This is a genomic window from Ferrovibrio xuzhouensis (assembly GCF_042648965.1).
Taxonomy (GTDB): domain Bacteria; phylum Pseudomonadota; class Alphaproteobacteria; order Ferrovibrionales; family Ferrovibrionaceae; genus Ferrovibrio; species Ferrovibrio xuzhouensis.
In genome coordinates this window covers 1,455,618-1,480,622 of sequence record NZ_JBHRYJ010000001.1, presented here as the reverse complement: position 1 = coordinate 1,480,622, position 25,005 = coordinate 1,455,618, and the positions used below count along the sequence as shown (strand labels likewise).

Below are 25,005 nucleotides of genomic sequence, written 5' to 3'. Positions count from 1 at the left end.
GGGACATGCCGCCTTTTACCGGCTTTCCGAATGCTCGGTTCTCGCGCTGGCGGAAGGCAGGAAGCGACAGGGACAAGATACATTCCCTCAATCAGCGAATTTTCGAGACTTCCCTGGATTTGATTCTGGTGGTCGACAGCCGGGGAAATTATCTCCGCATCAGCCCGAGTTCCGTTTCGATCATTGGCTACCGTCCGGAGGAGATGATCGGCCAAAGCGGAATCCGCTTTATTCTTCCGGACGATCTCGCGATGGCGCGCAGCGAAATGCGCCTGATGCGCGAGGGGCGCCAGCTGCGCAATTTCACATGCCGCTATCGGCACCAGAACGGTCAGGCAGTTACCCTGGCGTGGACTGGGCAGTGGTCAGAGCCGGACCGTCAGTATTTTTTCATCGGCCGAGACATCACGTCCCAGATCGAAGCGGAACAGCAGGCGCACGACATCCAGCAGCTGGAGGCGGTCAACCAGCTGACAGGAGGTCTGGCTCATGACTTCAACAATCTGCTCGCGGTCATCATGGGCAGTCTGGAGCTTCTGGATCCGTATGTCCGGCAGGATTTCGAGGCGGCCGAGCACCTCCTTGACGCACTGAATGCTGCTTCACGGGGCGCCGAGATTACGGTGCAGCTTCTCGCTTTTGCCCGGCGCCAGCCGCCGAACAGCCAGGCAGTCAATATCAACGCCTGTATCGCCGAAGTCCTCGAGTCCCAGAGAGAGAAACATGGCTCGCGTGTGACAATCGACGTGCAGCCCGCCCAGAATCTGTGGCGTGCCATCGCCGATGCCAGCCAGGTGAAAGCGGCTGTGGATGGACTGTGCCAGAACGCTGCGGATGCGGTAACCGATGACGGCATCATTCTGATCGAGACCGCGAACAAATCGCTCGGAAGCGATGATCTGCGCGGCAACCCCGACGCGACGGCTGGTGACTATGTCATGCTGGCCGTTCGGGACAATGGGAAGGGTATGACACCGCAAGAGCTGGAGCGGGTGTTCGAGCCTTTCTTCACGACGCGGCAAGAAGGCCCGTCTGCAGGCCTGGGGCTCAGCATCATCCGCAGCCTCCTCAAGCAGCAGCGCGGCCACATCGAGATCGAGAGCGAGCCGGGGAGGGGAACGGAAGTTCGTCTCTATCTTCCGCGTGCAAAGGCGCATGTCTCGATGCAGGACGAGGAACCGAAACGACAGCCTGCCAATCGGAAGGCCCGATCGAACAATGCCGAATCCCGCATTCTCGTTGTAGAGGACGACGACGATGTTCGCCGGATCGTGATGGCACAACTAGCGACTCTCGGCTATCGCTGCGATTCCTCCAGCAACGCCGAAGCGGCATTGGAAATCCTGAATAAGGACCGATCATTCGATCTGCTCTTCAGTGACGTGTTATTGCCGGGCGGGATGAGCGGAGTGGAACTTGCAAACGCCGCCAGGAAACTGCAGCCGGATCTGAAGATCCTGCTGACCTCCGGGTTTGTCGGTACAGCGGGGGTCGGAGAGGCCTCGGCTGACCCCTTTGTCAATTTCCTGGCGAAGCCATATCGCCGCGCTGATTTATCGGCCGCAATAACGGCGATTATGAGTGAGGATTGAGTCGCTCTCGCCATCGGTAACTGCGCATGCCTCGAACAAGCGTGATCAAATCGGCTAACCCTGCGGCTTTCTGACGCCGTTGGAGAGATGCTAACGGCCGGCCCCGTGCCAGTTGGAGTGCCATTATCGTTTAGGCATTATATTTAACTCATCTCACAGGGGTTTATCGACGAATCGATCGCGGCATCCGAGCCACGACCGAAAGCTTCGGGATTTGTGCAGACTTAAGTGCAATCTCGAAAAATTGGGCAGAGTTAAGTGGAAAATCCATCTGAAAAGGACGCTTCTCCGTTTCAACCGAATCAAGGGCTTACTTTGCAAATCCGTGCAGCTTCTGAATCAGTTCAGACCCATCTGATGGTGCGTGCCAAGTTCGGTGAGCCTGTGCCGTTTCAGGTGGACACTTGTGACACATTAAAATGGGCATGGGCAGACAGCACGCCAATGCAGCGGGTCAGCAGGCTATCTAAAAAAATACCTGTAATTTAATTGCTTACGACAAATTGGAACCAGAAGGCTCCTGCTCTCAGCCATTTGCCCGCTGATCGAGCCAATCCAGGAGACCGGACCCGTCGAGACGGAGCTGCCGGGCCATGTCCCCGGCGAATTCCTGCCAGCTCGCAAGATTGCGCTCCGGCACGCCGATCAGCACCGGTACCCCGGCCTCCAGCGCTTCGGCGATCAGGTCGCGCAGGCCGCCGCCCTCGGCTTCGATTTTGCCGAACTTGCTGATCACCACGAGATCGGTGTCCCCGGTGAGGCCGGCCCGTGCCGCCATATAGGCGGCGGCCAATCCGGCCGGATCAAGCCGGCAGCCGCGCGCCGCTGCACCGCGCTCTTCCGAGATGGCGATACGTTCGCCCGACGCGATATCTTCCAGTTCCATGTCGCAATGGGAGCGACCGGGCATCCGCGACTCATGCTGGATCAGGCCAACGACTTTCAAGTCACGTGCCAGCAGTGCATCGACAGCCGCGCGCAGGGCCACGGCCGGATAGACGCCGTTTTCGTACTGGAAATAGCCCAGCTGCTGCTGGGTGAAGCCGGAAGCCGGCGCCATTGTCTGTATGCCCACGGCGGTGCCATCCATGATTCAGGCCTCCTTCCGGTTCTCGAAGCGCGGGAACAGCACGTTGTTTTCCAGGGCGATATGCTGCCTCAGATCGGCAATCAGCTTGTCCACACCGGCGTAGAGGGTTGTCCAGGTGCCGCAGGCCTTTTCCGGCAGCGCGCAGGTCGCGATGAGATTTTCGAGCCGCCGCAGCAGGTCGCCGTGGTCATCATGGTCGGCCCGCATCATGTCGATCGGCTGGGCGATCAACGGATGACCGCCGGACAGCATCAGCGGGAACAGCACATGCTCCTCTTTGGCCATATGCGCCTCGAGCTCGAGCTGGATTTCCTTGAGCAGGAGGCCCAGGCCAGCCGGTACGGCTGGATCGGCGGAATGGGCATCCTCGACGATTCGCGCCAGCTGGATAAGTCCGGGCAGTTCCTCGCGATGCGCCTGGTGGTACCTGTGCAGGATATGGTCGATCAACGCCTCGTCCGGCAGAGTTTCTATCGCGCGCGATCCCGACCGGGCGCATCCGCATCCGGAGTTTTCAGTTGTATCTTGGAGCATGGTTGCCTCCATCATGCTGCTGAAACCGGCTTATCCGGGGCGGCCATCGATACGCGGGCCGGTCAGGATGCCGGCATAACCGGCGACAAAAACGAGGAATCCCGCACTCCAGGCGACGCCGGCGATCAGTTGCAGCAGCCATGCATCGGCGCCCGGCACCAGGACGGCGAGGACGCGGATCAACGCGCCGGCATTGACCAGCAGATAGGCGAGCGTTGCGGCGGCAGATGCTTCCAGCTTCCTGCCGGTATGGCCCAGCGCGGCGCGGGTCATGACCGCGAGCACCGTTGCGCCGACGCAGCCGGCGCCGAGCGCATGGATGGCGGCGGCCTGGGGCACATGGCCGGCGGCAGCAAGCGCTTTCAGGGTCAGCCCGGCGACCAGCCAGGCATAGCCGGCATGCAGCGACCAGAGCAGCGGGATGCGCCGGGTGAGCCAGAATTTCCAGCCAATGAAGCGCAAGCCATGCAGCAGCGCGGCAAGGAGGAATAATTCTGCCTGCATCTGCGTGCCGATGCCGGACAATTCAGCACCAAACGCCAGCATGATCGCAGCCAGCGCTGCGTGGTCGAGCCATGGATGCGGCTGTAGCGTGACGGGCCGACCGGCCATCCGCAGCCCGCCCGTCGTGAAGGCCGGCACGATGCGTCCGCCGATAATGCCGATCAAAACCACAAACAGGCCCAGCCCGGCATAGAGGGCCGGCTGGCCCGATCCGTCGATACGGCCGGCGAGGTCAAGATGGATAATGACATCAAGCGTGGCAAAGGCGGCGAGAATGACGACGAAAAAGCCGTTGCGCCTGGCGTTGCGCCGGATGATGCCGGGAAGTACCAGGAGCGCCAGCGCGGGCCAGAAGGCAATATCGACAAGGCCATAGACCCCCGCCTTGATCGCGGCCGGCCAGAACGCCAGCAGGCGCGCCGCCAACCACAACAGCCCGAGGGCGGCCAGCCGCCAGCCACGCACCGGCGTCAGGCCGGTCCAGCTTGGCACCGCCGTCAGCAGAAATCCGGCGAGAGCCGCGGCGCCGAAGCCGAAAACCAGGGCATGGCCGTGCCACAACACCGCATTGTCGGCAGCGGGGATCGGCAGACCGAACAGCCAGCCGGCAATCCACAGTGCGAGAAAGCCTGACGCCTGCAGGCCGGCCAGCAGGAAAAACAGCCGGAAGCCGCCCTGCAAGATGGCCGGAATCCGGGTCTGCAGGTGCGGCCGTCCATCCAGGATGTTGTCGGTTGTGCTCATGTCGACAGCATCGGGTCTCGCATCCGGCGACCGGTTGAGACAGATCAAGCCTCGGTCCAGGCTGCAATATTTGCATCGGAAAAACTTGAACTGCGTCAAGATTCCGCGACCCGGCACCCGGATGTTCCCGTTGATGTGGGTCAATGAAGGCGGTCTCCGTCGCCCTATCGTGGCCGGGATGCAGGATAAAGACAGAGCCATGTTCGAACGGACCGACCTGTTCCGGCAGGTCGAGCCGGCAGCCGTAACGCGGCTGACGCAGGACTGCGTCGTGCGTGCCTACAGGAAGGGCGCGATTCTGGCCCGGGAGGGGCAGGCGGCCGACAGTGTCTACCTGATCCTGTCCGGCCGCATCGCCCTCACGGCAGCCTGCGACGACGGGCCGGCGACGGTCATCGCCACGTTCGGCGATGGCGAGATGTTCGTCTGCGCGGCAACCATTCTCCAGCTTCCTTATCTGGTCGCGGCGCAGACCACGGCGGAATCGCGCATCCTGTGTATCCCCGGTGGTCGTTTCCGCGCGGCACTGGACGTCGAGCCGTCGCTGTCGCTGATGATGACACGGACGCTGGCCCTGCACTGGCGGTTGCTGGTCGATCATCTGCGGCAACTCAAGCTGCATTCGGCGGCAGAACGCCTGATTTATTACCTGCTGCGGCGCTGCCCGGAAGATGCTGGCCATGCCTCGATCCGGTTGGCCGACGAGCGGCGGACCATTGCTGCCGAACTTGGCATGAGCCCGGAACTGCTGTCGCGGCTGTTCGGCCAGCTGCGCGAGCATGGCGTCGAAGCGAAAGGGCGGGATGTCGACATCGGCGATGTCGCGGCACTGAGGGGGCTCTGCCGGGCATCCGATCGGGCCATGCGGGCGGACAACAGGATGGTCATATGACCGCAGTGCCAATCGGAATTCTGACAGTCTCTGACCGGGCCAGCCGCGGCATCTACGAAGACCGCAGCGGACCGGCCATCCATGCGGAACTTGCGCGTATCCTGTCGTCGTCCTGGCGGTCGGTCGCCCGGCTGGTCGAAGACGAGGCGGCCCTGATCTCGGCGGCTCTGATCGATCTTTGCGACACGGAAGGTTGCCCGCTGGTGGTCACCACCGGCGGTACCGGCCCGGCGCCGCGCGACATCACGCCGGAAGCCACCGCGGCCGTCTGCGACAAGATGATGCCGGGGTTCGGCGAACTGATGCGTCAGGTCAGCCTGCGCAGCGTGCCGACGGCGATCCTGTCGCGGCAAACCGCCGGTATCCGGGGGACCAGCCTGATCGTCAACCTGCCGGGCAAGCCGACCGCCCTCGCTGAATGCCTGCAGGCGGTCTTTCCAGCCATTCCCTATTGTATCGACCTGATCGGCGGGCCGCGGCTGGAGACCGATCCGGCGGAATGTGCCGCCTTCCGGCCGGCCACTGCCTGAAGAGATCGGCCGGTTTGATTTGGCGCAACCGGCCCTGCGGCTGAAGGTCTAGCATGGCCGTCATGCCCGGCCTACGGGCTGCTGCAATGGGAGGAAAGGATATGGGCCGGTTCCTGAATTACATCGACCATCACAGCGACCTCATGTGCAGGATGATGGAGCGGCTGGGGATCGACATTGCCGCCAGTGCCGGAATCGCGCGGGGCACGGTCCTCGCCGGGGCGGCGCGCCGCTGCTTTTTCTGCCGGAATGCCGGCCGTTGCCAGGCCTGGCTCGACAGTGACGCGCAAGATGCCGGCTACCGCGCCTTCTGCCCGAATGCGGGCCGCTTCGACGGCCTGCCGCGCCTGGTCGCAGACGGAAGAACCCGTCAGCATTGACGGTGGGTCAACAGTCTGGATCGTCGATATGCGCGACCGGCTTGGCCAGTATCGTCAGGGCCTTGATATCGCTGAATGTGATATCGCGGCCGTCGACAGTGACACCGTATTCCTGCAGCGTGCCGAAAGCCCGCGACAGATTTTCCGGTGTCATGCCGAGGCGCTGCGCCAGCGTTTTCTTGTCGACCTGCAGCAGCAGGCCGTCATGTCTGTCCTGATGGCGGCTTTCGCGTAACAGGAAATTTGCCAGCCGCTCGATCGACGAACGGAGCTTGTTATCTTTCAGGCTCTTGACGACAGCGCGGTAGCGGCAGCTCAGTTCATGGACGATGGACCGGGCGAAGGCCGGGTCGCGATCCATCATCGAGCGGATCAGCTCGGCTGGCACCATCAGCAGGCGGGATTTCTCCAGTGTCCGCGCCGACATCAGATATTCGGCATCCCTGAGAACGGCGGCCAGGATGAATGTCGCCACCGGATAGACGAATTCCAGCGTTGTTTCGCGGCCGTTCCAGGTGCCGAAAAGTTCAACGCCGCCCTCGATGACGATGTAGAGGAAGTCGGCCGGATCGCCTTCGTGGATCAGGTCGACCTGCGGCGGGAACCGCTGCAGAAATGACCCCTGCATCAGTTCGGCGAAATTGGCCTCGTCCATGTCGGAAAAAAGGCTGAGCTGCCGTACCTCGGGTAGATCGGCGGTGCGCATAATTTTGTATCCCTGCTGCTGCAGTCGCTGGTGAATGCGCGGCTATTTTGACATTTATCAAGAAGGTAATTGATCGCCAATTGTCGAATGAGCAGCATTTTTCAGCCTCGTAAACGGCATTTAGTCTACAGCCAATTGTTTGTCGAATCGTATGTTTTTCGGTTGATTCAGGTCAACCGGCCAACGTGATTCCTCCGCAATCGTCCTCGGGCGCATGACTGCAGGTACAGACCATGCGCCGCAGAAAACGAAGAGGACGTGGATCATGCAGCAGTCCATCGGGGAGATCCCGGGCCAGCAGAACAAGATACTCGGGATGAGCACACTGGCATTCACGGTATGCTTCGCGGTCTGGACGATCTTCTCGATCATTGGCATTCGCATCAAACAGGAACTCGGCCTGTCGGATGCGGAATTCGGTCTTCTGGTCGGTACGCCGATCCTGACCGGCTCGCTCAGCCGCATCATCCTCGGCATCTGGTCCGACCAGTATGGCGGCCGCATCGTTAACGTCTTCACGATGATCTTCGCGGCCATCGCCACCTTCCTGCTGTCCTATGCCCGCAGCTACGAGATGATGCTGCTGGCGGCGCTTGGCGTCGGCCTGGCCGGCGGCTCCTTCTCGGTCGGCGTTGCCTATGTCTCGAAATGGTTTCCAAAGGAGAAGCAGGGCACCGCGCTGGGCATTTTCGGCGCCGGCAATGTCGGTGCCGCGGTCACCAAGTTCTGCGCGCCCTTCGTGCTGGTCGCGTTCGGCTGGCCTGCTGTGGCGCAGATCTGGGCGGTCGTTCTGGCCGTCACTGCCGTGGTGTTCTGGCTGGTCACCGACGATGATCCCGATCTGAAGCGGCGTCGGGCCGAAGGGCGCAAGCCGGCCAGCATCCGCGAGCAGCTCGAGCCGCTGAAGAACCAGCAGGTCTGGCGCTTCTCACTCTACTATTTCTTCGTCTTCGGCGGATTCGTCGCGCTGGCTCTGTGGCTGCCGCGCTACCTGATCGGCGTCTACGATCTCGATATCGAAAGCGCCGGCATGCTGGCGGCCCTCTATTCAATCCCGGCCAGCCTGTTCCGCGCCTATGGTGGCCACCTGTCCGACCGCTATGGCGCGCGCTGGGTGATGTACCTGACCTTTGGCGTGTCGATGGTCTGCCTGTTCATGTTGTCGTATCCGAATACTGAATACGTCATCCACGGCATCAGGGGCGATATTGTTTTCTCCACGCGAATGGGCCTGATCCCCTTTGTGCTGACGACCTTCGTGCTCGGCTTCTTCATGTCTCTGGGCAAGGCGGCGGTCTACAAGCACATTCCGGTCTACTATCCCGGCAATGTCGGCGCGGTCGGTGGCCTGGTCGGCCTGATCGGTGGCCTTGGTGGCTTCGTCCTGCCGATCACCTTCGGCGTGATGAACGACCTGGTCGGCATCTGGACGAGCTGCTTCATGCTGCTGTTCGTGATCGTTGCGGTGTCCTTCCTGTGGATGCATCTGGCAGTCCGACAGATGGAGCGCAATGCGGCCGGGGGGAAGCTGGCCGACCTGCCGCAATTTGCCGAGCTGGAAGGCATCCATGACGCCGCCAAGCATGGCCGCGGCACCGGCGCGGCGATCAGCGACTGGCGGCCGGAAGATCCGGATTTCTGGGCCAGGACCGGCAACCGCATCGCCCAGCGCAATCTGTGGATCTCAATCCCCTGCCTGTTGCTGGCCTTCGCGGTGTGGATGGTGTGGAGCGTCGTCGTCGCCAAGCTGCCGGCGGTCGGCTTCAAATACACCACCGACCAGTTGTTCTGGCTGGCGGCCTTGCCCGGCCTGTCGGGCGCCACCCTGCGTATCTTCTATTCCTTCATGGTGCCAATCTTCGGCGGCCGGCTGTGGACGACCCTGTCGACCGCGTCGCTGCTGGTCCCGGCCTTTGGTATCGGCTATGCCGTCCAGAATCCGGATACGCCGTACCTGATCTTCCTGGTGCTGGCGTTGCTGTGCGGTTTCGGCGGCGGCAACTTCGCCTCCTCGATGGCCAATATCAGTTTCTTCTTTCCGAAGGCGCAGAAGGGTAATGCACTCGCGCTGAATGCCGGTCTCGGCAATCTCGGCGTCAGCGTCGTGCAGTTCGTCATCCCGATCGTCATCACCACTGGTGTGTTCGGCGTCGTGGGGGGTGATGCACAGGCGGTAGGTACGACCGGGCATCTCTGGCTGCAGAATGCCGGCTTCGTCTGGATACCCTTCATCGCCGTTTCGGCCGTGCTGGCCTGGTTCGGCATGAACGATCTCGACGCAGCCAAGGCGTCGTTTGCCGAGCAGTCAGTGATCTTCCAGCGCCGCCATAACTGGATCATGTGCTGGCTGTATACCGGCACCTTTGGGTCCTTCATCGGCTATTCGGCGGGTTTTCCGCTGCTGGCCAAGACCCAGTTCCCGATGGTCGACTCACTTCAGTATGTTTTCCTCGGGCCGCTCGTCGGCGCGCTCAGCCGCGCCGCCACCGGCTGGATATCCGACCGCTTTGGCGGCGGCCGTGTCACCTTCTGGACTTTCGTTCTGATGATCGCGGCGGTCGGTGGCGTGCTGTACTTCCTCGGCATCAAGGACCAGCCCGGCGCCTTCTGGGGTTTCTTCGCCATGTTCGTCATCTTGTTCCTGGCGACCGGCATCGGCAATGCGTCGACCTTCCAAATGATCCCGATCATCATGCGCAGCGAAATGGCGCGGCTGATGCCGTCGCTGGGCGCCGCCGACCGGTTGCGCCACGCAGAGAAGGAATCGGCGGCGATCATCGGCTTCACCTCGGCGATTGCTGCCTACGGCGCCTTCTTCATCCCCAAGGCCTATGGCAGCTCGATTGCGCTGACCGGCGGCCCGGCCGCGGCTTTGTGGGGCTTCATGATCTTCTATGTCACCTGCGCGGCGCTGACCTGGTTCGTCTACACGCGGCGCGGCGGCCTGCTGCATGACATCGAACGCGGCGGCGGCGCAGCCCGCCTGTCGGTCACCCCTGCCGAATGAGGAGCAAGAGATGAGCCATCTTCTCGATCGTCTGAACTTCCTGGCCCCGAAGACCACCTTCTCCGGAGGGCACGGCGTCACCACCCGCGAAGATCGCGGCTGGGAAGACAGTTACCGCAAGCGCTGGCAGCATGACAAGATCGTCCGCTCCACTCATGGTGCCAATTGCACGGGCTCCTGCTCGTGGAAGATCTATGTCAAGGGCGGCATCGTCACCTGGGAAACCCAGCAGACCGATTACCCGCGGACCCGACCGGACCTGCCGAACCATGAACCGCGCGGTTGCTCGCGTGGCGCCAGCTACAGCTGGTATCTGTATTCGGGCAACCGGGTGAAATATCCGCTGATCCGCTCGCGCCTGGTCAAGCTGTGGCGTGCGGCGCGCGCCATAATGACCCCGGTGGCGGCCTGGAAGTCGATCGTCGAGGATCCAGAGAAGCGGAAATCCTATACCTCGAAGCGCGGCCTGGGCGGCTTCGTCCGCTCCACCTGGGATGAAGTCAACGAGATCATCGCCGCCGCCAATGCCTATACGGCGAAGACCTATGGCCCCGATCGCATCATCGGCTTTTCGCCGATCCCGGCGATGTCGATGGTCTCCTACGCGGCCGGCTCGCGCTACCTGTCGCTGCTCGGCGGCGTCTGTATGTCGTTCTATGACTGGTATTGCGACCTGCCGCCGGCCAGCCCGCAGACCTGGGGCGAGCAGACCGACGTGCCGGAATCGGCCGACTGGTACAATGCCGGTTTTCTGATCCTCTGGGGCTCGAACGTGCCGCAGACGCGCACGCCGGACGCGCATTTCTATACCGAGGCCCGCTACAAAGGCGCCAAGTCCGTCGTCGTCTCGCCGGACTATTCCGAAGCTGCGAAATTCTCCGACCTCTGGCTGCACCCCAAGCAGGGCACAGATTCGGCGCTCGCGATGGCGCTCGGTCATGTGGTGCTGCGCGAGTTCCATCTCGACCGCCAGACAGCCTATTTCGACAGTTACTGCCGTCAATATACCGACATGCCGATGCTGGTCCGCCTCGAATGGAAGGACGGCTACCTGATTCCGGCGCGGTTGCTGCGGGCCTCCGAGTTCGCCGGCGCTCTCGGCGAGAGCAACAATCCGGACTGGAAAACCGTGGCGGTCGACGAGGCCTCGAACCGCATCGTGGTGCCGCAGGGTTCAGTCGGCTTTCGCTGGGGCGAGCAGGGCAAATGGAACCTCGAGCAAAAGGATGCCGCGGGCGCCGAGATTCACCCGAAGCTGACCTTCATCATGGACCAGGACCATGACGATGTGGTCGAGGTTGGCTTTCCGTATTTCGGTAACCGCGAACATGACCATTTCAAGGGGACCGACCATCCGGACGTGCTGAAGCGGCGTGTGCCGGTACGGCGCGTGAAACTGGCCGAGGGCGAGGTGATGGTGGCAACGGTCTTCGACCTGTTCGTCGCCAATTACGGCCTCGACCGCGGCCTCGGCGGCGGCAACGTCGCCCGCAACTATGATGAGAACGAGCCCTATACGCCGGCCTGGGCCGAGAAGATCACCGGCGTCCCCGCCAATTCCATCGTCACCGTGGCGCGCGAATTCGCCCGCAATGCCGAGAAGACCAAAGGCAGGTCCATGGTCATCCTCGGTGCTGGTCTCAATCATTGGTACCACATGGACATGAGCTACCGTGGCATCATCAACCTTCTGGTGATGTGCGGCTGCATCGGCCAGTCGGGCGGTGGTTGGTCGCATTATGTCGGCCAGGAGAAGCTGCGGCCACAGACCGGCTGGCTCCCGCTGGCCTTCGGTCTCGACTGGTCGCGGCCGCCGCGGCAGATGAATGCCACGTCCTTCTGGTACGCTCATACCAACCAGTGGCGATACGAGACGATCGCCGTGAAGGAAATCCTGTCGCCGACCGCGCCCGACGGGCTATGGGACGGCTCGATGATCGATTACAACGTACGCGCCGAGCGGATGGGCTGGCTGCCATCCGCGCCCCAGCTCAAAAGCAATCCGCTCGGTATCGCCAAGGCGGCGGCGACAGCCGGGAAGGCGCCGAAGGATTACATCATCGACGGGTTGAAAGACGGCAGCCTGCAGATGTCCTGCGATGACCCGGACGATCCTGCCAACTGGCCACGCAACCTGTTCGTCTGGCGGTCGAACCTGCTGGGCTCCTCCGGCAAGGGTCACGAATATTTCCTCAAGCATCTGCTCGGCACCTCCCATGGCGTTCTCGGCAAGGATCTCGGCGCCACTGGCGGCCAGAAGCCGCTTGAGGTGGCCTGGCACGAGGACGCGCCGGAGGGCAAGCTCGACCTTCTGGTCACGCTCGACTTCCGCATGTCGACGACCTGCGTCTATTCCGACATCGTTCTGCCGACCGCGACTTGGTACGAGAAGAACGATCTCAATACTTCGGACATGCATCCTTTCATCCATCCGCTCACCGCGGCAGTTGATCCGGCCTGGGAGAGCCGCAGCGACTGGGAGATCTACAAGGGCATCGCCAAGACATTCTCCGAGGTGGCGCCCGAGGTGCTCGGCGTCGAGCAGGATGTCGTGCTGGTGCCGATCCAGCATGACACGCCGGCCGAGATCGCCCAGGCGTTCGATGTCAAGGACTGGAAGCGCGGCGAGACTGCGGCCATCCCCGGCAAGACGATGCCGCAGATCGCCGTGGTGGAGCGCGACTATCCCAACCTTTACCAGCGCTTCACCGCGCTGGGCCCGATGCTGGACAAGCTTGGCAACGGCGGTAAGGGCATCAGCTGGAACACCGAGCATGAGGTCGAAGCGCTGCGCAAGCTCAACGGCGTGGTGGCGGAGGACGGTCCGGCCAAGGGCCAGCCGCGGATCAACTCCGACATCGACGCAACCGAAGTGATCCTGATGCTGGCGCCGGAGACCAACGGCGAGGTTGCGGTAAAGGCCTGGAAGGCGCTGTCCAAATTCACCGGTCGTGAACATGCCCATCTGGCGCTTCCGAAGGAAGACGAAAAAATCCGCTTCCGCGATATCGTCGCCCAGCCGCGCAAGATCATCTCGTCGCCGACCTGGTCTGGCATCGAATCAGACAAGGTCTGTTACAATGCCGGCTACACCAATGTCCACGAGCTGATCCCGTGGCGCACGCTGACCGGCCGCCAGCAGCTCTACCAGGACCATCTGTGGATGCGGGCCTTCGGCGAAGGCTTCTGTGTCTACCGGCCACCGGTCGACACCAAGACCATCAAGCCGGTGGTCGACAGCAAGCCGAACGGCAACCTTCAGGTGATCCTAAACTTCATCACGCCGCACCAGAAATGGGGCATCCATTCCACCTACACCGACAACCTGATGATGCTGACGCTGAATCGCGGCGGTCCGGTTGTGTGGATCAGCGAGACCGACGCGAAGAAGGTCGGCATCGAGGATAATGACTGGGTCGAAGCCTACAACGTCAATGGCGCGCTGACCGCCCGCGCCGTCGTTTCCCAGCGCATAAAGGAAGGTACGCTGTTCATGTACCATGCGCAGGAGAAGATCGTGAATACGCCCGGTGCAGAAACCACGCAACAGCGTGGCGGTATCCATAATTCGGTCACCCGCACGCTGCTCAAGCCGACCCATATGATCGGCGGCTATGCGCAGCAATCCTATGGCTTCAACTATTACGGCACTGTCGGCGCCAACCGCGACGAATTCGTCATTGTCCGCAAGATGGACAAGGTCGACTGGCTCGATCGGCCGATAGCCGACGACAAGGAGGCAGCAGAATGAAAGTCCGCGCGCAAATCGGCATGGTGCTGAATCTCGACAAATGCATCGGATGCCATACCTGCTCGGTCACTTGCAAGAATGTGTGGACCAACCGAGAAGGCGTCGAATACGCCTGGTTCAACAACGTCGAGACCAAGCCTGGTATTGGCTATCCCAAGGAGTGGGAAAACCAGAAGCGCTGGAACGGTGGCTGGAAACGCACGTCGGGCGGCAAACTGCAGCCGCGGATAGGCGCGAAATGGCGGGTGCTGGCCAAGATTTTCGCCAACCCGGACCTGCCGGAGATCGACGACTACTACGAGCCCTTCACCTTCGATTATGGCCATCTGCAGTCCGCTCCGGAGCTGCAGGCCTCGCCGACTGCCCGGCCGCGGTCGCAGATCACCGGCGACCGCATGGAAAAGATCGAGTGGGGCCCGAACTGGGAGGAGATTCTCGGCGGCGAATTCGCCAAGCGTTCGAAGGACTACAATTTCGAGGGTATCGAGAAGGAAATCTACGGCCAGTTCGAGAACACTTTCATGATGTATCTGCCGCGGCTGTGCGAGCATTGCCTCAATCCGACCTGCGTTGCAGCCTGCCCGTCGGGCGCCATCTACAAGCGTGAAGAGGATGGCATCGTCCTGATCGACCAGGAGAAATGCCGCGGCTGGCGCATGTGCGTCTCGGGCTGTCCGTACAAGAAGATCTATTACAACTGGTCGTCGGGCAAATCCGAGAAATGCACCTTTTGCTATCCGCGCATCGAGGCCGGCCAGCCGACAGTCTGCTCGGAAACCTGCGTCGGTCGCATCCGCTATCTCGGCGTGCTGCTCTATGATGCCGATCGTATCGAGCAGGCGGCGGCGACGCCGGACGAGAAGGACCTTTACGAGGCGCAATTGTCGATCTTCCTCGATCCGAACGATCCGGCGGTGATCGAGCAGGCCCGCGCCGACGGCGTCCCCGAGGCCTGGCTGGAATCGGCCCGCCGCTCGCCGGTCTGGAAGATGGCGATGGACTGGAAGGTGGCCTTCCCGCTGCATCCGGAATACCGCACCCTGCCGATGGTCTGGTATGTGCCGCCGCTGTCGCCGATCCAGTCGGCCGCCGAGGCCGGCAAGATCGGCATCGACGGCGAGATGCCCGATGTCCGCTCGCTGCGCATCCCGCTGCGCTATCTCGCCAACCTGCTGACCGCCGGCAAGGAAGAACCGGTCGCGCTGGCGCTGGAGCGCATGCTGGCCATGCGGGGCTACATGCGTGCCAAGACGGTCGATGGCGCCATCAATCAGGCGATCGCCACCCGGGTCGGCCTGACCGGGGCGCAGATCGAGGACATGTACCATGTCATGGCGATTGCCAATTACGAGGATCGCTTCGTGATTCCGACCGCCCATCGCGAAGTCAGCGAAGACGCCTACGACATCCGCGGTTCCTGCGGCTTCAGCTTCGGCAATGGCTGCTCCGGCGGCAGCAGCGAGGCCAACCTGTTCGGCAAGCATAAGCGCAAAAGCGTCCAGACGCCGACGGAGGTGTTCTGATGGCCCGGCTGTTCAAGGCACTGTCGCTGCTGCTGGCCTATCCGACCGCCGAGATCGCCGAGGCCGGTCCGGCCCTGATCGAGGTAATCGGCGGCGACCGGTCTTTGCCCGACAACATCCGTACCGGCCTGCGCAGGCTGGTGACGGCTATGTCCACCGGCGACCTGATGGAGGCACAGGAACGCTATGTGCAGCTGTTCGATCGCAGCCGGTCCTTGTCCCTGCACCTGTTCGAACATGTCCATGGCGAAAGCCGCGACCGCGGCCAGGCCATGGCGGACCTGCAGGACGTCTATGAGCGGCACGGGATGATGGTGAATGCCCGGGAACTGCCGGACTATCTGCCGATGTTCCTGGAATTCCTGTCGACCCTGCCGGCGGATGAGGCGCGGCAGATGCTGGGGGAGCCGATCCATGTTCTGGCGGCGATCCGTATCCGGCTGGAAAAAAAGGCCGAGCAGGATTACGCCGCAGTCTTCGCCGCCCTCGAGCATCTGGCGACCGCAACCGTCGACGCGACGGAACTGCAGGCGGTGCTGGCTGAACCGGAGGACGATCCGAACGACCTGCAGGCCCTTGACCGCATCTGGGAGGAGGAGGTGGTAACCTTTGGTCCCGGTGCTGCCGGCACCGTCGCACCGGACGGCCAATGCCCGTCAGTGCGCGACATCCTCAACCGCATGTCTCCAGTACCTGAGGAGAGAACCCATGGCTGATTTCCTGCACACGCTGATCTATGGCATCTATCCCTATATCGCGCTGTCCGTCCTCGCCGTCGGGTCGGTGATCCGCTATGACCGCGAGCCCTATACCTGGCGGTCCGGATCGAGCCAGCTGCTGCGCCGGCGCCAGCTGATGATCGGATCGGTGTTGTTCCATCTCGGCGTGCTGGTGATCTTCGCCGGCCATTTCGTCGGCCTGCTGACGCCGATCTGGGTGTTCGACATGCTCGGGGTCAGCCACAGCTTCAAGCAGGGCCTGGCCATCGTGGCCGGTGGTATTGCGGGCATTTCCGCCTTCATCGGCGCCACCCTGCTGGTGCACCGCCGGCTGTTTGATGCCCGCGTCCGCAAGACTTCGACTTTTTCCGATAACCTGGTGATCCTGCTGTTATGGGTTCAGCTGGCGCTCGGTCTTGGCACCATTCCGATTTCGCTTGAACATATCGATGGGCACGAGATGGTCAGATTCATGACCTGGGCCCAGGGCATCTTCAGCTTCGACCTCTCGGCGTCCACTTACATTCGAGACGCCGCTCCGGTCTTCAAGCTGCATCTCTTCCTCGGCATGACGATCCTGCTGATTTTTCCGTTCACCCGGCTGGTGCACATGCTGAGCGCGCCAGTGCGGTATATCTGGCGTCCCGGCTACCAGATTGTCCGCAGCCGCAGGCCGCAGCCGACCCGCCGCCTGCGCGCGAGGTGATCGCTATGGAACCGCTCCGCATCAATGGTACCGAAATCCCGGAGGCGGTGATCCGCCTTGAGGCACAGAACCACCCGGCCGGGTCGCCGGATGACGCTATCGTGGAAGCGCGACAGGCGCTGGCCGTGCGCGAGCTATTGCTGCAGCGGGCACGCACGGCCGGGCTGATAGCCACACCGGCCCCGCTGGAGGATGGCCGGCTTGAAACTGACGAAGAGGCGTTGATCCGGCAGCTGCTGGACCATGAGATCGTGGTTCCTTCGCCAGATGAAGCTTCCTGCAAACGATATTACGAGAATAACCGCCGCCGTTTCCGCAGCCCGGACTTGTTCGAGGCATCGCATATCCTGTTTTCGGCCCACCCCGACGACAAACCGGCCTATGCAGCAGCGGCGGAACAGGCCGATGGCCTGATCGCCGAGCTGCAGCAGCGCCCGGCCCGTTTCGCCGAGCTGGCACGGCAGCATTCCGACTGCCCCTCGGCGCAGCAGGGCGGCAATCTGGGCCAGCTGGCGAAAGGCCAGACGGTGCCGGAATTCGAGACTTTCCTGTTCAACATCGAAGAGGGGCAGATCTGTCCCGTACCGGTCAGGACCCGCTACGGCGTCCATGTCCTGTGGCTGCAGCGGAAGATCGCAGGCCGTGATTTGCCCTTCGAGATGGTGCGCGAGCGGATCGCCGAATACCTGGGCGAAGCGGTCTATCGCCGCGCCGCATCGCAATACATTGCCATCGTCGCCGGTGAGGCAGAGGTCGACGGCGTGCAGCTGAACAGCACGGACAGCCCATTGGTCCAGTGAAGCAAATCCGTTATCCGGTCTATAGCCACTCCAGTACGCCCCGCCCGGCCGCCGCACCCGTCGCCAGGCAGCCCTGCAGCAGGTAGCCGCCGGTCGGCGCTTCCCAGTCGAGCATCTCGCCGGCGGCAAAGACGCCCGGGCGACGGCGCAGCATCAGATGCGGGTCGAGTTCGTCGCGGGCGATGCCGCCGGCGGTCGAGATCGCCCGCGCCAGCCCGAAGGGTGCCGTCAGCGTCAGCGGCAGCGCCTTGACCAGCACCGGCAGCGGTGTCGTATCGCCGGCATGCAGCGCCTCCTGCACCAGGCCGATGGCGACCGGCGACAGGCCGAGCTGGCGGCGCAGGAAATTCGCCAGCGAGGCACCGCGGCGCGGTTCGGCCAGTCGCGCCGCCACCGTCGCGGCATCGCGGTCCGGGCAGAGATCGAGGTGCAAGACCGCCGTGCCATCGCGGGCGATGGCTTCGCGCAAGGCTGCCGACAGCGCATAGATCGCGCCGCCCTCGATGCCGGCCGTCGTGATCATCGCCTCGCCGCGGATGCGGTCGCCGGCAAACGACAGTGCCACCGGTTTCAGCGGCTGGCCGGCATGACGGTCACGGAACACCGCCGACCAGGCGACACTGAAGCCGCAATTGGCCGGCTGCAGCGGCGCGATGCGGATATCGGGGAGTAACGCAGTCCAGCCGCCATCGGCACCGAGCCGCGGCCAGGAGGCACCGCCGAGCGCCAGCACCGTGGCATCGGCGGCAAAGCTGCGGCCATCGGCGAAGCGCAAGGCACCATCGGCATTCCAGCCGGTCCACTCGGTGCGGGTCTCGAATTGCACGCCCAGCGCGCCAAGCCGTGCCAGCCAGGCGCGCAGCAGCGGACTTGCCTTCATGGCGCGGGGAAACACCCGGCCGCTGCTGCCCATGAAAGTCGGCTGACCGAGCGACTCGCACCATTCGATCAGCGCCGCAGGCGGGAAGGCATCGAGATACGGCTCCATCCAGGAGGCCGCCGTGCCGTAGCGCGCGCGGAAACGATCGAGTGGTTCCGAATGGGTGATGTTCAGCCCACCGCGCCCGGCCATCAGCAGCTTGCGGCCGAGGCTCGGCATGCGGTCGAACACGGTGACCGCGATACCGGCGCGGGCGACGGTCTCGGCGGCCATCAGGCCGGCCGGGCCGCCGCCGATGACGGCGACCTGCGGAGAAGGGGAGCGGGGAAGGGTCATGATGGTCGGGCGCCACCATAGCCGAAGCGCGCCGGCAGGCAATGCTGCCAGACGTTCAGGGCCCGATGCTCAGCGCCGGCTGCGGCTGGCCAGCAGGCGGCGGATGCGGTCGATCACGACCTGCGGGTGATAGGGCTTGGGCAGGGGGCCGTCGTCGCAGAGGTCGGATGCCGTATCGGTCGCCTTCGCCGGACTGCCGACCAGGATCACCTCGACCTCGGGCCGGTTCGCGCGCAGCCAGCGGGCCAGCGCGAAGCCATCGATGCGGCCGGGCATCTCGGTATCGGTGAACACCAGGTCGATCTTCAGTTCGCCCTGCTGCAGCAGGATCATCGCCTCGTCGCCGCTGCTCGCCTCGTAGACCTTGTAGCCGCAGCCGCGCAGGTAATCGGCAATCACCAGGCGGATCAGGATTTCGTCCTCGACGACCAGAATGGTGCCGCCGCCTGCCGTGTCCGTCCTGTCTTTCGATATCTCGTCCGTCGGGGTATCCGTCACGCCGTCTCCGTATGCGTTTCATTCCCGTCCCGCTCGGCGAGCAGGCGGGTCGCATAGGTCACAACGGTTTCGACGGGATAAGGTTTCTCGAACAGGCCATCAACTTTCCGCCGGATCGCCGGATCTTTGGCCGGCCCGGCGGCGACGATGACCCGCACCTGCGGAAAATCCGCCCGCAGCAGATGGATCAGGTCGACGCCATCCAGCCGGCCCGGCGTTTCCAGATCGGTGATCACCAGGTCGACGCGCTGGGCGCTGTGCAGCACGGCGGCGGCTTCGTCGGCGGAATTCGCCTCGATTACCGCATGGCCGGCCTGCCGCAGGAACTGCGCCAGTGTCGAGCGGGTGATGATTTCATCTTCGGCGACGAGGATGGTTCCCCGGTCACGCGCGTGACTGATGGTCGGCACGGTCACTGTCCCTGATCCTGCTGCCGGCAGACGGACACGCCGGCGATCCTCTTCTACGTCCTGAACAGACCATAGGATCATGCGCGCCGGGATTCTGTGACAAATGCCCGGTCGTGGCCGGGCCGGTCTGAAAACCGCGAAAAAGCTGACCGGATTACGCTCCGCCCCCCATCTCAGGCGGACAGCATCAGGGCCGGTGCCGTCAGCTGCGCCTCGGCCCAGGCAGCCGTGCGCAGCAGATGCGCATCCTGCCGATAGCCGGCCAGCAGCTGCAGGCCGAGCGGCAGGCCATTTGCCGCTTGCGCCACCGGCAGGGTGATCGCCGGCACGCCGAGGAAGGTCCACAGCGAACAGCAGACCGCGTCGCCGGTGTAGCCGAGCCCCTCCGGCGCCGGGCCGGTGGCCGGCGCGGTGACGATGGCATCGAAACCTGCCATATGGCCGGCTATGTCGTGGCGCAACCGGGCCTGCAGCCGGCAGGCGGCGATATAGTCGGGCGCCGAAATGCCGGTTCCGGCGGCGACCAGATCCTTCAGCGGCGTGCTGGTGCGGTCGGGAAAGCGCGCGACGAGGTCGCCGAAGATCACCGCGGCCTCGGCGGCAAGCAGCGTCTCGGCGCCCTGGGTGCCATGCCAGTAGGTGCCGGGCAGTTCCAGCGGCTCGACGCGGGCGCCGGCCTTGCGCAGGGTGGCCAGCGCCGCTTCGAAGGCGGCATTCTGCTCGGCGTCGACGCGGCTCCAGTAGGGCGGCCGCACGATACCCAGCCGCGGCGCGGCCAGCGGCGCGATGCCGCCGTCGATGTCGACGGGAATGCGCGGCAGCAGGGTATCCACCGTGCCGCCATGGCTGCCGGCCAGCAGGCTGAGCGCATAGGCGGCATCTTCCACATGGCGGGTGAAAAAGCCGACATGGTCGAGCGAGCCGGCCAGCGGATGCACGCCGTCGCGCGGCACCGCACCGAAGCTGGGCTTGTAGCCGACCACGCCGCAATAGGCGGCCGGGCGGATTACCGAGCCGATGGTCTGGCTGCCGAGCGCCAGCGGTGCGATGCCGGCGGCGACCGCGGCGGCCGAGCCGCTCGACGAGCCACCGGGCGTATGCGCCGGATTCCACGGATTGACGGTCGGGCCGGGATGGCGCCAGGCGAATTCGGTGGTCACCGTCTTGCCGAGCACGGTGCCGCCGAGGTTGCGGATGCGGGCGACCACGGCGGCATCGGCATCGGGCAGGTGGTCGGCATAGACCGGCGAGCCGTTGGTGGTCGGCATGTCGGCGGTGGCGAAGATGTCCTTGACCGCGACCGGAATGCCGGCGAGCGGGCCGCTGTCGGCGACCGGCAGCGCAGCGGCGGCCGGCCGGTAGGTGAAGGCATGCAGCCAGCCCTCAAGGGCCTCGGCGCGCGTGGCACAGGCCTGCACATAGGCCTTGCGATCAAGAGTGCCGGCGCGGAACGCGCGCAAAGCCTGCAGCATACCCAGCGGAGCGGACATGGACGGAAATCCCGGACAGAAAAGGAGATGGAAAGGCGGACAGGCAGATGGGGACGGACCGGCGGCTGACGCTGCCGCCGGTCCGCAGATTGCGTCAGTGCGGCAGCGCCAACGCCTTCTTCACATAATCGCGCACGACGAACTTGTCGTAAACCGGCTGTTCCTTCAGGTTGCCGAGCGCGATCTGGGTATCCATCGACACCTTCAGCGCCTCCGGCGTGGTATCCACGTTCTTCGGATAGACGCCCTCGGCGATCATGCGGCGGACCGCGGCCTCGACGATCTTGCCGTCCAGCGTGGGGAATTCCTGTTTGGCGATGGCGACGGTGTCGTCGACATTGGTCTGCATGTAGCGCAGCGCCAGTTCCATGCCGTTGACGACGCCCTGGGCGGCCTTGGGGTCGACGCCCTTGCGCGCGGTGACCGACGAGAAGGCATAGGGGCCATAGGCCTTCGGGAAGCCGAGCACTACCTTCATGCCCTGGGCGACCACCTGGTCGAGGCCCGGTTCATACAGCACGGCCACCTTGCCCTGGCCGCCGATGAACGGGCCGGGCTCGGAGCCGATCTGCACCTGCAGCATGTCGACATCGGACTTGGCGTCCATGCCGTTTTCCTTCAGCAGCTTGATGAACAGCGAGGTGCTGGTGGTCGGCATCAGGCCGGTGACGATCTTCTGGCCCTTGACGTCCTTGATGCTGTTGAACTTGAAGTCGGGCGTGGTGGCGATCCACACGGCGGCGCCGTTCACCACGTTGCAGATGATGTCGACATCGGCACCCTTCGCGGCAGCAATCGCCGTCCATTCCGGGCCATGGATCGAGAACTGCGCGCTGCCCGAGAGGACGGCCGACAGGGCGGCGGTCGGCGAGCCGGCGGTCTCCTTGTCGACGTCGATGCCTTCCTTCTTGAAGAAGCCCTTGTCGATGGCGACGTAGAACGGCAGGTACAGCATCGACTGGAAGGCCTGCGAGATGGTGACCTTGGTCTGTGCCATGGATGGCGCCGAAGCGGTCGCCAGGGCGGCCGTCACGGCCAGGATCCCGGCGGCTTTACCGATCAATCGCATTTTTTGTTTTCCTTCGTGGCTGGGGTTGGAGAGGTCAGACCTGGACATGGGCACGGCCGACATCCTGCTTCCAGGGCAGCAGGAGGCGTTCCAGGGCATCGATCCCGTGGTAGAGCAGGAAGCCCATGAACATCAGGACGAACAGCCCGACCCAGACGGTGTTGAGGTCATAGAGGCTGGACGCCGTGTAGACGATGTGGCCGAGGCCGCGCTTCGACGAGATGAATTCGCCGACCACGGCGCCGACCAGGCCGAAGCCGATGTTGATGCGGAAGGTGGCGATGATCGCCGGCAGCGACGACGGCACGATCACCTGATAGAAGATCTGGTGCTTGGTGCCGCCCATCGACAGCATCAGCGACTGCAGGTCGCGGTCGGCATCCTTCGCCGCCTGGTAGGCCGCGATCAGCGCCACCAGCGCCGTCATCGAGATGACCAGCACGACTTTCGAGATCAGCCCGGTGCCGAACCACAGCAGCACCACCGGCGCCAGCGCGATCTTCGGCACGCTGTTCATGGCGACGATGAAGGGCTCGACGACGCGGGCGACGAAGACCGAATACCACATGGCGAGGCCCATCACCGAGCCGAGCGCGGTGCCGACGACGAAGCCGAGCATCGCCTCGTAGAGCGTGTAGCCGCTGTCGACCAGCAGCGAGCCGTCGCTCATCATCATCACGAAGATCTTCCAGATGCCGGACGGCCGGCCGATCAGGAATTCCGAGATCCAGCCGGCCCAGGAGCCGAGCTCCCACAGCAGGAAGAACAGCACGACGCTGAGGACCTGCAGCCCGGTGCGACCCATGAAGGTGTCGAAGCGGTTGGACAGCCGCCGGCGCTTTGCGGCCGGCGTGGCGGGGGTGGCCGCCGGGGCGGAGGTCGAGGTTTCCGAAACCATCAGTTCGTCCTCGCTTTGTCGGTCTGGGTTTTGCGGGTCTGGATGTCGAGTTCGGCGCAGAGTGTGTGGAAGTAGTCCGAGAAGCGATGGTCGCTGCGCGCCTCGACCGGGGTCGAGCGCTCGATCTCGATGCTGTGCACGTTCTTCACGCTGGTCGGCCGGCCCGACAGGGCGACGACGCGCTTGGACAGCGCGACCGCCTCGTCGATGTCGTGGGTGACCAGGATCACCGTCTTACTGAAGGTCTCGACGGCTTCCATCAGCACGCCCTCGAGATACAGCCGGGTCTGGTAGTCGAGCGCCGAAAAGGGCTCGTCGAGCAGCAGGATGTCGGGGTCCATGATCAGCGTGCGGATCAGCGCGACGCGCTGGCGCATGCCGCCCGACAGGGTTTTCGGATAGGCGTTCTCGAAGCCGGACAGGCCGAAGGTGGAGAGATATTCGCGCGCCGTGTCGATCGCCTCGCGCTCGTTGACGCCGCGCACCTTCAGGCCGAGCAGCACGTTCTGCAGCACCGTGCGCCAGGGGAACAGCAGGTCCTTCTGCATCATGTAGCCGATGCGGCCGCGCAGGCTGGCGACCGGCTCGCCGCGATAGATCAGGCTGCCGCTGTCGGCATCCAGCAGGCCGGCGATGACATTGAAGATGGTCGTCTTGCCGCAGCCGCTGGGGCCGATGATGCTGACGAAATCCTTCTCGTAGATGTCGAAATTCAGTCCGTTGAGGACCGGGATATCGCCGCCCTTGCCGGGGAAGCTTTTCCGGATGTCGCGGACGCTCAACTGTACCTGCGGCTCTGCCATGCTGGACTCCTTCTCCCGGGGCAGGGAGCAAGAGCCGTGCCAGAGGTTTCCCAAGCGGCAAGCCGACACCCGGACAGAATATTTTCTCATCCGGAACAGTAAGTTACGGGTGTATTCGGGGGCTCCGGCAGGGCGCCGGCGGGGCTATTCCGCATGATTCCGGTGGAATTATGTATTATGCATAGTGCATAAAACTGCAGCACAAGGTATGCATTGAGGGCGGCAAACAGGCAGTCCGCAGCCTGCGGGCTGCCGTGCTTTCGCCCCCGGGATTTCTGTCGTATTCCCGAAGGCAGGGCCCGGCGGCACGACAGCCGCAGCGAAACAGGGCAAGAGGACGACGATGGTGACAGGGGAGCGGCCGCGGACAGCACGCCAGTATGTGCTGGGAATCCTGCGCACGGAGATTCTGCAGGGTCGGCATCCGCCCGGCTCGCGGCTGCGCCAGGAAGAGGTCGCCGGCCGGCTCAATGTCAGCACCACGCCGGTGCGCGAGGCGTTTCGCGATCTGCTGGCCGAGGGGCTGATTTCGCTCGACGCCCATCGCGGTGCCGTGGTGCGCGGCCTCAATCTCGACGACCTGCGCGAGATCTACCAGATGCGCATCCGGCTTGAGCCGCTGCTTGCCGAACGCACGCTGGGCGCCGTCACCGACGAGAGCATCGCGCGTGCCGAGGCCTGCCACCGCCGCATGTGCACCACCAGCTCGCCCGAGCAATGGGCCCATCTCAACGAGGAATTTCATGCCGCGCTGACCGTCGGTCGCGACGACAGCCGGCTGGCCAGTGTGGTCTACAGCCTGGCCCATGCCGCTTCGCCCTATGTGGTGCTGTCGCTGTTCGCGCAGCCCGGCCTGATGGCGACCAACAACAGCGACCACGAGGAAATGCTCGCGCTCTACAAGGCGCGCGACCGCGCCGGCGTCTACCGCAAGACCGAACATCATCTGGTGCAGACCCTGGAGGCCATCGAGCAGGAAGCCGAGGCAAAGGCCGATCCCGGCTACTGGCAGGGCCAGGGTAGTCAGAGTCAGGGCGGCCAGGCTGAGAGCGGACTGGTGGCGGCCACGCCGGAAGACTCAACCGCGCGCTGAACACTGCACCGAATTGTCGCAGGCCACGCTGCACGGGTTGTAACGCCGCC

General features: G+C 63.7%; 22 protein-coding genes. 11 read left to right on the top strand and 11 right to left on the bottom strand.

Annotated features, from left to right (window positions below; genetic code table 11):
- The first annotated feature begins 5 nt into the window (after positions 1-5).
- Complete coding sequence (locus tag ACFOOQ_RS07350; RefSeq protein WP_379723764.1) at positions 6-1,592, top strand: PAS domain-containing sensor histidine kinase; 1,587 nt, start codon at positions 6-8, stop codon at positions 1,590-1,592.
- A 526-nt stretch (positions 1,593-2,118) separates the two neighbouring features.
- Here the strand turns inward: ACFOOQ_RS07350 and ACFOOQ_RS07345 are convergent.
- From ACFOOQ_RS07345 to ACFOOQ_RS07335, 3 genes are read right to left on the bottom strand one after another with little or no spacing between them, the layout of a single operon-like run.
- Positions 2,119-2,682, bottom strand: coding sequence for a DUF2478 domain-containing protein (locus ACFOOQ_RS07345; RefSeq protein WP_379723761.1), 564 nt, complete (start codon positions 2,680-2,682; stop codon positions 2,119-2,121).
- Between the two features lie 3 nt (positions 2,683-2,685).
- Positions 2,686-3,216, bottom strand: a complete 531-nt coding sequence (locus ACFOOQ_RS07340; RefSeq protein WP_379723758.1) for a hemerythrin domain-containing protein — start codon at positions 3,214-3,216, stop codon at positions 2,686-2,688.
- A 30-nt stretch (positions 3,217-3,246) separates the two neighbouring features.
- Entirely contained in the window at positions 3,247-4,464 is a 1,218-nt protein-coding gene (locus tag ACFOOQ_RS07335) for an NnrS family protein (protein ID WP_379723755.1), read from the bottom strand.
- Here ACFOOQ_RS07335 and ACFOOQ_RS07330 point away from each other — a divergent pair.
- Genes ACFOOQ_RS07330 through ACFOOQ_RS07320 form a run of 3 tightly spaced genes read left to right on the top strand, consistent with a single transcriptional unit; the run spans position 4,463 to position 6,266 of the window.
- Complete coding sequence (locus tag ACFOOQ_RS07330; RefSeq protein WP_379723752.1) at positions 4,463-5,356, top strand: cyclic nucleotide-binding domain-containing protein; 894 nt, start codon at positions 4,463-4,465, stop codon at positions 5,354-5,356. The two genes, ACFOOQ_RS07335 and ACFOOQ_RS07330, sit on opposite strands and share 2 nt — an antisense overlap.
- On the top strand, positions 5,353-5,886 hold the full coding sequence (gene mog, locus ACFOOQ_RS07325; RefSeq protein ID WP_379723749.1) for a molybdopterin adenylyltransferase: 534 nt from the start codon (positions 5,353-5,355) through the stop codon (positions 5,884-5,886). Before ACFOOQ_RS07330 ends, mog begins: the two co-directional genes overlap by 4 nt.
- Before the next feature lie 53 nt (positions 5,887-5,939).
- Positions 5,940-6,266 carry a DUF6455 family protein gene (locus ACFOOQ_RS07320; RefSeq protein WP_379723746.1) on the top strand — a complete coding sequence of 109 codons (327 nt, stop codon included), beginning with the start codon at positions 5,940-5,942 and terminating at the stop codon, positions 6,264-6,266.
- A gap of 7 nt (positions 6,267-6,273) precedes the next feature.
- Here the strand turns inward: ACFOOQ_RS07320 and ACFOOQ_RS07315 are convergent, their stop codons facing one another.
- Complete coding sequence (locus ACFOOQ_RS07315) at positions 6,274-6,972, bottom strand: cyclic nucleotide-binding domain-containing protein (RefSeq protein WP_379723743.1); 699 nt, start codon at positions 6,970-6,972, stop codon at positions 6,274-6,276.
- A 265-nt stretch (positions 6,973-7,237) separates the two neighbouring features.
- On the opposite strand from ACFOOQ_RS07315, the gene ACFOOQ_RS07310 reads away from it, so the two are divergent.
- From ACFOOQ_RS07310 to ACFOOQ_RS07285, 6 genes are read left to right on the top strand one after another with little or no spacing between them, the layout of a single operon-like run.
- Entirely contained in the window at positions 7,238-9,979 is a 2,742-nt protein-coding gene (locus ACFOOQ_RS07310; protein WP_379723740.1) for a nitrate/nitrite transporter, read from the top strand.
- Positions 9,980-9,989: 10 nt separating this feature from the next.
- Positions 9,990-13,730: a nitrate reductase subunit alpha gene (locus tag ACFOOQ_RS07305; RefSeq protein WP_379723737.1), complete on the top strand. Its 3,741-nt coding sequence runs from the start codon at positions 9,990-9,992 to the stop codon at positions 13,728-13,730.
- Positions 13,727-15,253 (top strand): nitrate reductase subunit beta, encoded by a 1,527-nt coding sequence (narH, locus tag ACFOOQ_RS07300; RefSeq protein WP_379723734.1) that lies wholly within the window; start codon positions 13,727-13,729, stop codon positions 15,251-15,253. Before ACFOOQ_RS07305 ends, narH begins: the two co-directional genes overlap by 4 nt.
- Positions 15,253-15,969 (top strand): nitrate reductase molybdenum cofactor assembly chaperone, encoded by a 717-nt coding sequence (gene narJ, locus ACFOOQ_RS07295; protein ID WP_379723731.1) that lies wholly within the window; start codon positions 15,253-15,255, stop codon positions 15,967-15,969. The genes narH and narJ overlap by 1 nt, the downstream gene beginning before the upstream one ends.
- Complete coding sequence (narI, locus tag ACFOOQ_RS07290; RefSeq protein ID WP_379723728.1) at positions 15,962-16,678, top strand: respiratory nitrate reductase subunit gamma; 717 nt, start codon at positions 15,962-15,964, stop codon at positions 16,676-16,678. The genes narJ and narI overlap by 8 nt, the downstream gene beginning before the upstream one ends.
- Before the next feature lie 5 nt (positions 16,679-16,683).
- Complete coding sequence (locus ACFOOQ_RS07285; RefSeq protein WP_379723726.1) at positions 16,684-17,478, top strand: peptidylprolyl isomerase; 795 nt, start codon at positions 16,684-16,686, stop codon at positions 17,476-17,478.
- Positions 17,479-17,497: 19 nt separating this feature from the next.
- On the opposite strand, the gene ACFOOQ_RS07280 is transcribed toward ACFOOQ_RS07285, so the two are convergent.
- The 7 genes from ACFOOQ_RS07280 to ACFOOQ_RS07250 all read right to left on the bottom strand — a co-directional run bounded on the left by ACFOOQ_RS07280 (position 17,498) and on the right by ACFOOQ_RS07250 (position 23,862).
- On the bottom strand, positions 17,498-18,694 hold the full coding sequence (locus ACFOOQ_RS07280; RefSeq protein WP_379723723.1) for a BaiN/RdsA family NAD(P)/FAD-dependent oxidoreductase: 1,197 nt from the start codon (positions 18,692-18,694) through the stop codon (positions 17,498-17,500).
- Positions 18,695-18,763: 69 nt separating this feature from the next.
- Positions 18,764-19,192 (bottom strand): response regulator transcription factor, encoded by a 429-nt coding sequence (locus ACFOOQ_RS07275; RefSeq protein ID WP_379723721.1) that lies wholly within the window; start codon positions 19,190-19,192, stop codon positions 18,764-18,766.
- Positions 19,189-19,608, bottom strand: a complete 420-nt coding sequence (locus tag ACFOOQ_RS07270) for a response regulator (RefSeq protein ID WP_379723718.1) — start codon at positions 19,606-19,608, stop codon at positions 19,189-19,191. Before ACFOOQ_RS07270 ends, ACFOOQ_RS07275 begins: the two co-directional genes overlap by 4 nt.
- A 167-nt stretch (positions 19,609-19,775) precedes the next feature.
- Positions 19,776-21,092, bottom strand: coding sequence for an amidase (locus ACFOOQ_RS07265; RefSeq protein WP_379723715.1), 1,317 nt, complete (start codon positions 21,090-21,092; stop codon positions 19,776-19,778).
- A gap of 94 nt (positions 21,093-21,186) precedes the next feature.
- Positions 21,187-22,161: an ABC transporter substrate-binding protein gene (locus ACFOOQ_RS07260; RefSeq protein ID WP_379723712.1), complete on the bottom strand. Its 975-nt coding sequence runs from the start codon at positions 22,159-22,161 to the stop codon at positions 21,187-21,189.
- 34 nt (positions 22,162-22,195) lie between these two features.
- The gene (locus ACFOOQ_RS07255; protein WP_379723709.1) at positions 22,196-23,059 is read right to left on the bottom strand and encodes an ABC transporter permease; all 864 of its coding nucleotides are present in this window, start codon (positions 23,057-23,059) and stop codon (positions 22,196-22,198) included.
- Positions 23,059-23,862 carry an ABC transporter ATP-binding protein gene (locus tag ACFOOQ_RS07250; RefSeq protein ID WP_379723706.1) on the bottom strand — a complete coding sequence of 268 codons (804 nt, stop codon included), beginning with the start codon at positions 23,860-23,862 and terminating at the stop codon, positions 23,059-23,061. Before ACFOOQ_RS07250 ends, ACFOOQ_RS07255 begins: the two co-directional genes overlap by 1 nt.
- Positions 23,863-24,205: 343 nt before the next feature.
- On the opposite strand from ACFOOQ_RS07250, the gene ACFOOQ_RS07245 reads away from it, so the two are divergent.
- The gene (locus tag ACFOOQ_RS07245) at positions 24,206-24,955 is read left to right on the top strand and encodes a GntR family transcriptional regulator (protein WP_379723703.1); all 750 of its coding nucleotides are present in this window, start codon (positions 24,206-24,208) and stop codon (positions 24,953-24,955) included.
- Positions 24,956-25,005 lie beyond the last annotated feature (50 nt).

Excerpts from the sequence above, each read along its gene's own strand:
- ACFOOQ_RS07350 (WP_379723764.1), top strand. The coding sequence starts at position 6 with ATGCCGCCTTTTACCGGCTTTCCGAATGCTCGGTTCTCGCGCTGGCGG.
- ACFOOQ_RS07345 (WP_379723761.1), bottom strand. The coding sequence starts at position 2,682 with ATGGATGGCACCGCCGTGGGCATACAGACAATGGCGCCGGCTTCCGGC.
- ACFOOQ_RS07340 (WP_379723758.1), bottom strand. The coding sequence starts at position 3,216 with ATGCTCCAAGATACAACTGAAAACTCCGGATGCGGATGCGCCCGGTCG.
- ACFOOQ_RS07330 (WP_379723752.1), top strand. The coding sequence starts at position 4,463 with ATGTCGACAGCATCGGGTCTCGCATCCGGCGACCGGTTGAGACAGATC.
- ACFOOQ_RS07335 (WP_379723755.1), bottom strand. The coding sequence starts at position 4,464 with ATGAGCACAACCGACAACATCCTGGATGGACGGCCGCACCTGCAGACC.
- mog (WP_379723749.1), top strand. The coding sequence starts at position 5,353 with ATGACCGCAGTGCCAATCGGAATTCTGACAGTCTCTGACCGGGCCAGC.
- ACFOOQ_RS07320 (WP_379723746.1), top strand. The coding sequence starts at position 5,940 with ATGGCCGTCATGCCCGGCCTACGGGCTGCTGCAATGGGAGGAAAGGAT.
- ACFOOQ_RS07315 (WP_379723743.1), bottom strand. The coding sequence starts at position 6,972 with ATGCGCACCGCCGATCTACCCGAGGTACGGCAGCTCAGCCTTTTTTCC.
- ACFOOQ_RS07310 (WP_379723740.1), top strand. The coding sequence starts at position 7,238 with ATGCAGCAGTCCATCGGGGAGATCCCGGGCCAGCAGAACAAGATACTC.
- ACFOOQ_RS07305 (WP_379723737.1), top strand. The coding sequence starts at position 9,990 with ATGAGCCATCTTCTCGATCGTCTGAACTTCCTGGCCCCGAAGACCACC.
- narH (WP_379723734.1), top strand. The coding sequence starts at position 13,727 with ATGAAAGTCCGCGCGCAAATCGGCATGGTGCTGAATCTCGACAAATGC.
- narJ (WP_379723731.1), top strand. The coding sequence starts at position 15,253 with ATGGCCCGGCTGTTCAAGGCACTGTCGCTGCTGCTGGCCTATCCGACC.
- narI (WP_379723728.1), top strand. The coding sequence starts at position 15,962 with ATGGCTGATTTCCTGCACACGCTGATCTATGGCATCTATCCCTATATC.
- ACFOOQ_RS07285 (WP_379723726.1), top strand. The coding sequence starts at position 16,684 with ATGGAACCGCTCCGCATCAATGGTACCGAAATCCCGGAGGCGGTGATC.
- ACFOOQ_RS07280 (WP_379723723.1), bottom strand. The coding sequence starts at position 18,694 with ATGACCCTTCCCCGCTCCCCTTCTCCGCAGGTCGCCGTCATCGGCGGC.
- ACFOOQ_RS07265 (WP_379723715.1), bottom strand. The coding sequence starts at position 21,092 with ATGTCCGCTCCGCTGGGTATGCTGCAGGCTTTGCGCGCGTTCCGCGCC.
- ACFOOQ_RS07260 (WP_379723712.1), bottom strand. The coding sequence starts at position 22,161 with ATGCGATTGATCGGTAAAGCCGCCGGGATCCTGGCCGTGACGGCCGCC.
- ACFOOQ_RS07255 (WP_379723709.1), bottom strand. The coding sequence starts at position 23,059 with ATGGTTTCGGAAACCTCGACCTCCGCCCCGGCGGCCACCCCCGCCACG.
- ACFOOQ_RS07250 (WP_379723706.1), bottom strand. The coding sequence starts at position 23,862 with ATGGCAGAGCCGCAGGTACAGTTGAGCGTCCGCGACATCCGGAAAAGC.
- ACFOOQ_RS07245 (WP_379723703.1), top strand. The coding sequence starts at position 24,206 with ATGGTGACAGGGGAGCGGCCGCGGACAGCACGCCAGTATGTGCTGGGA.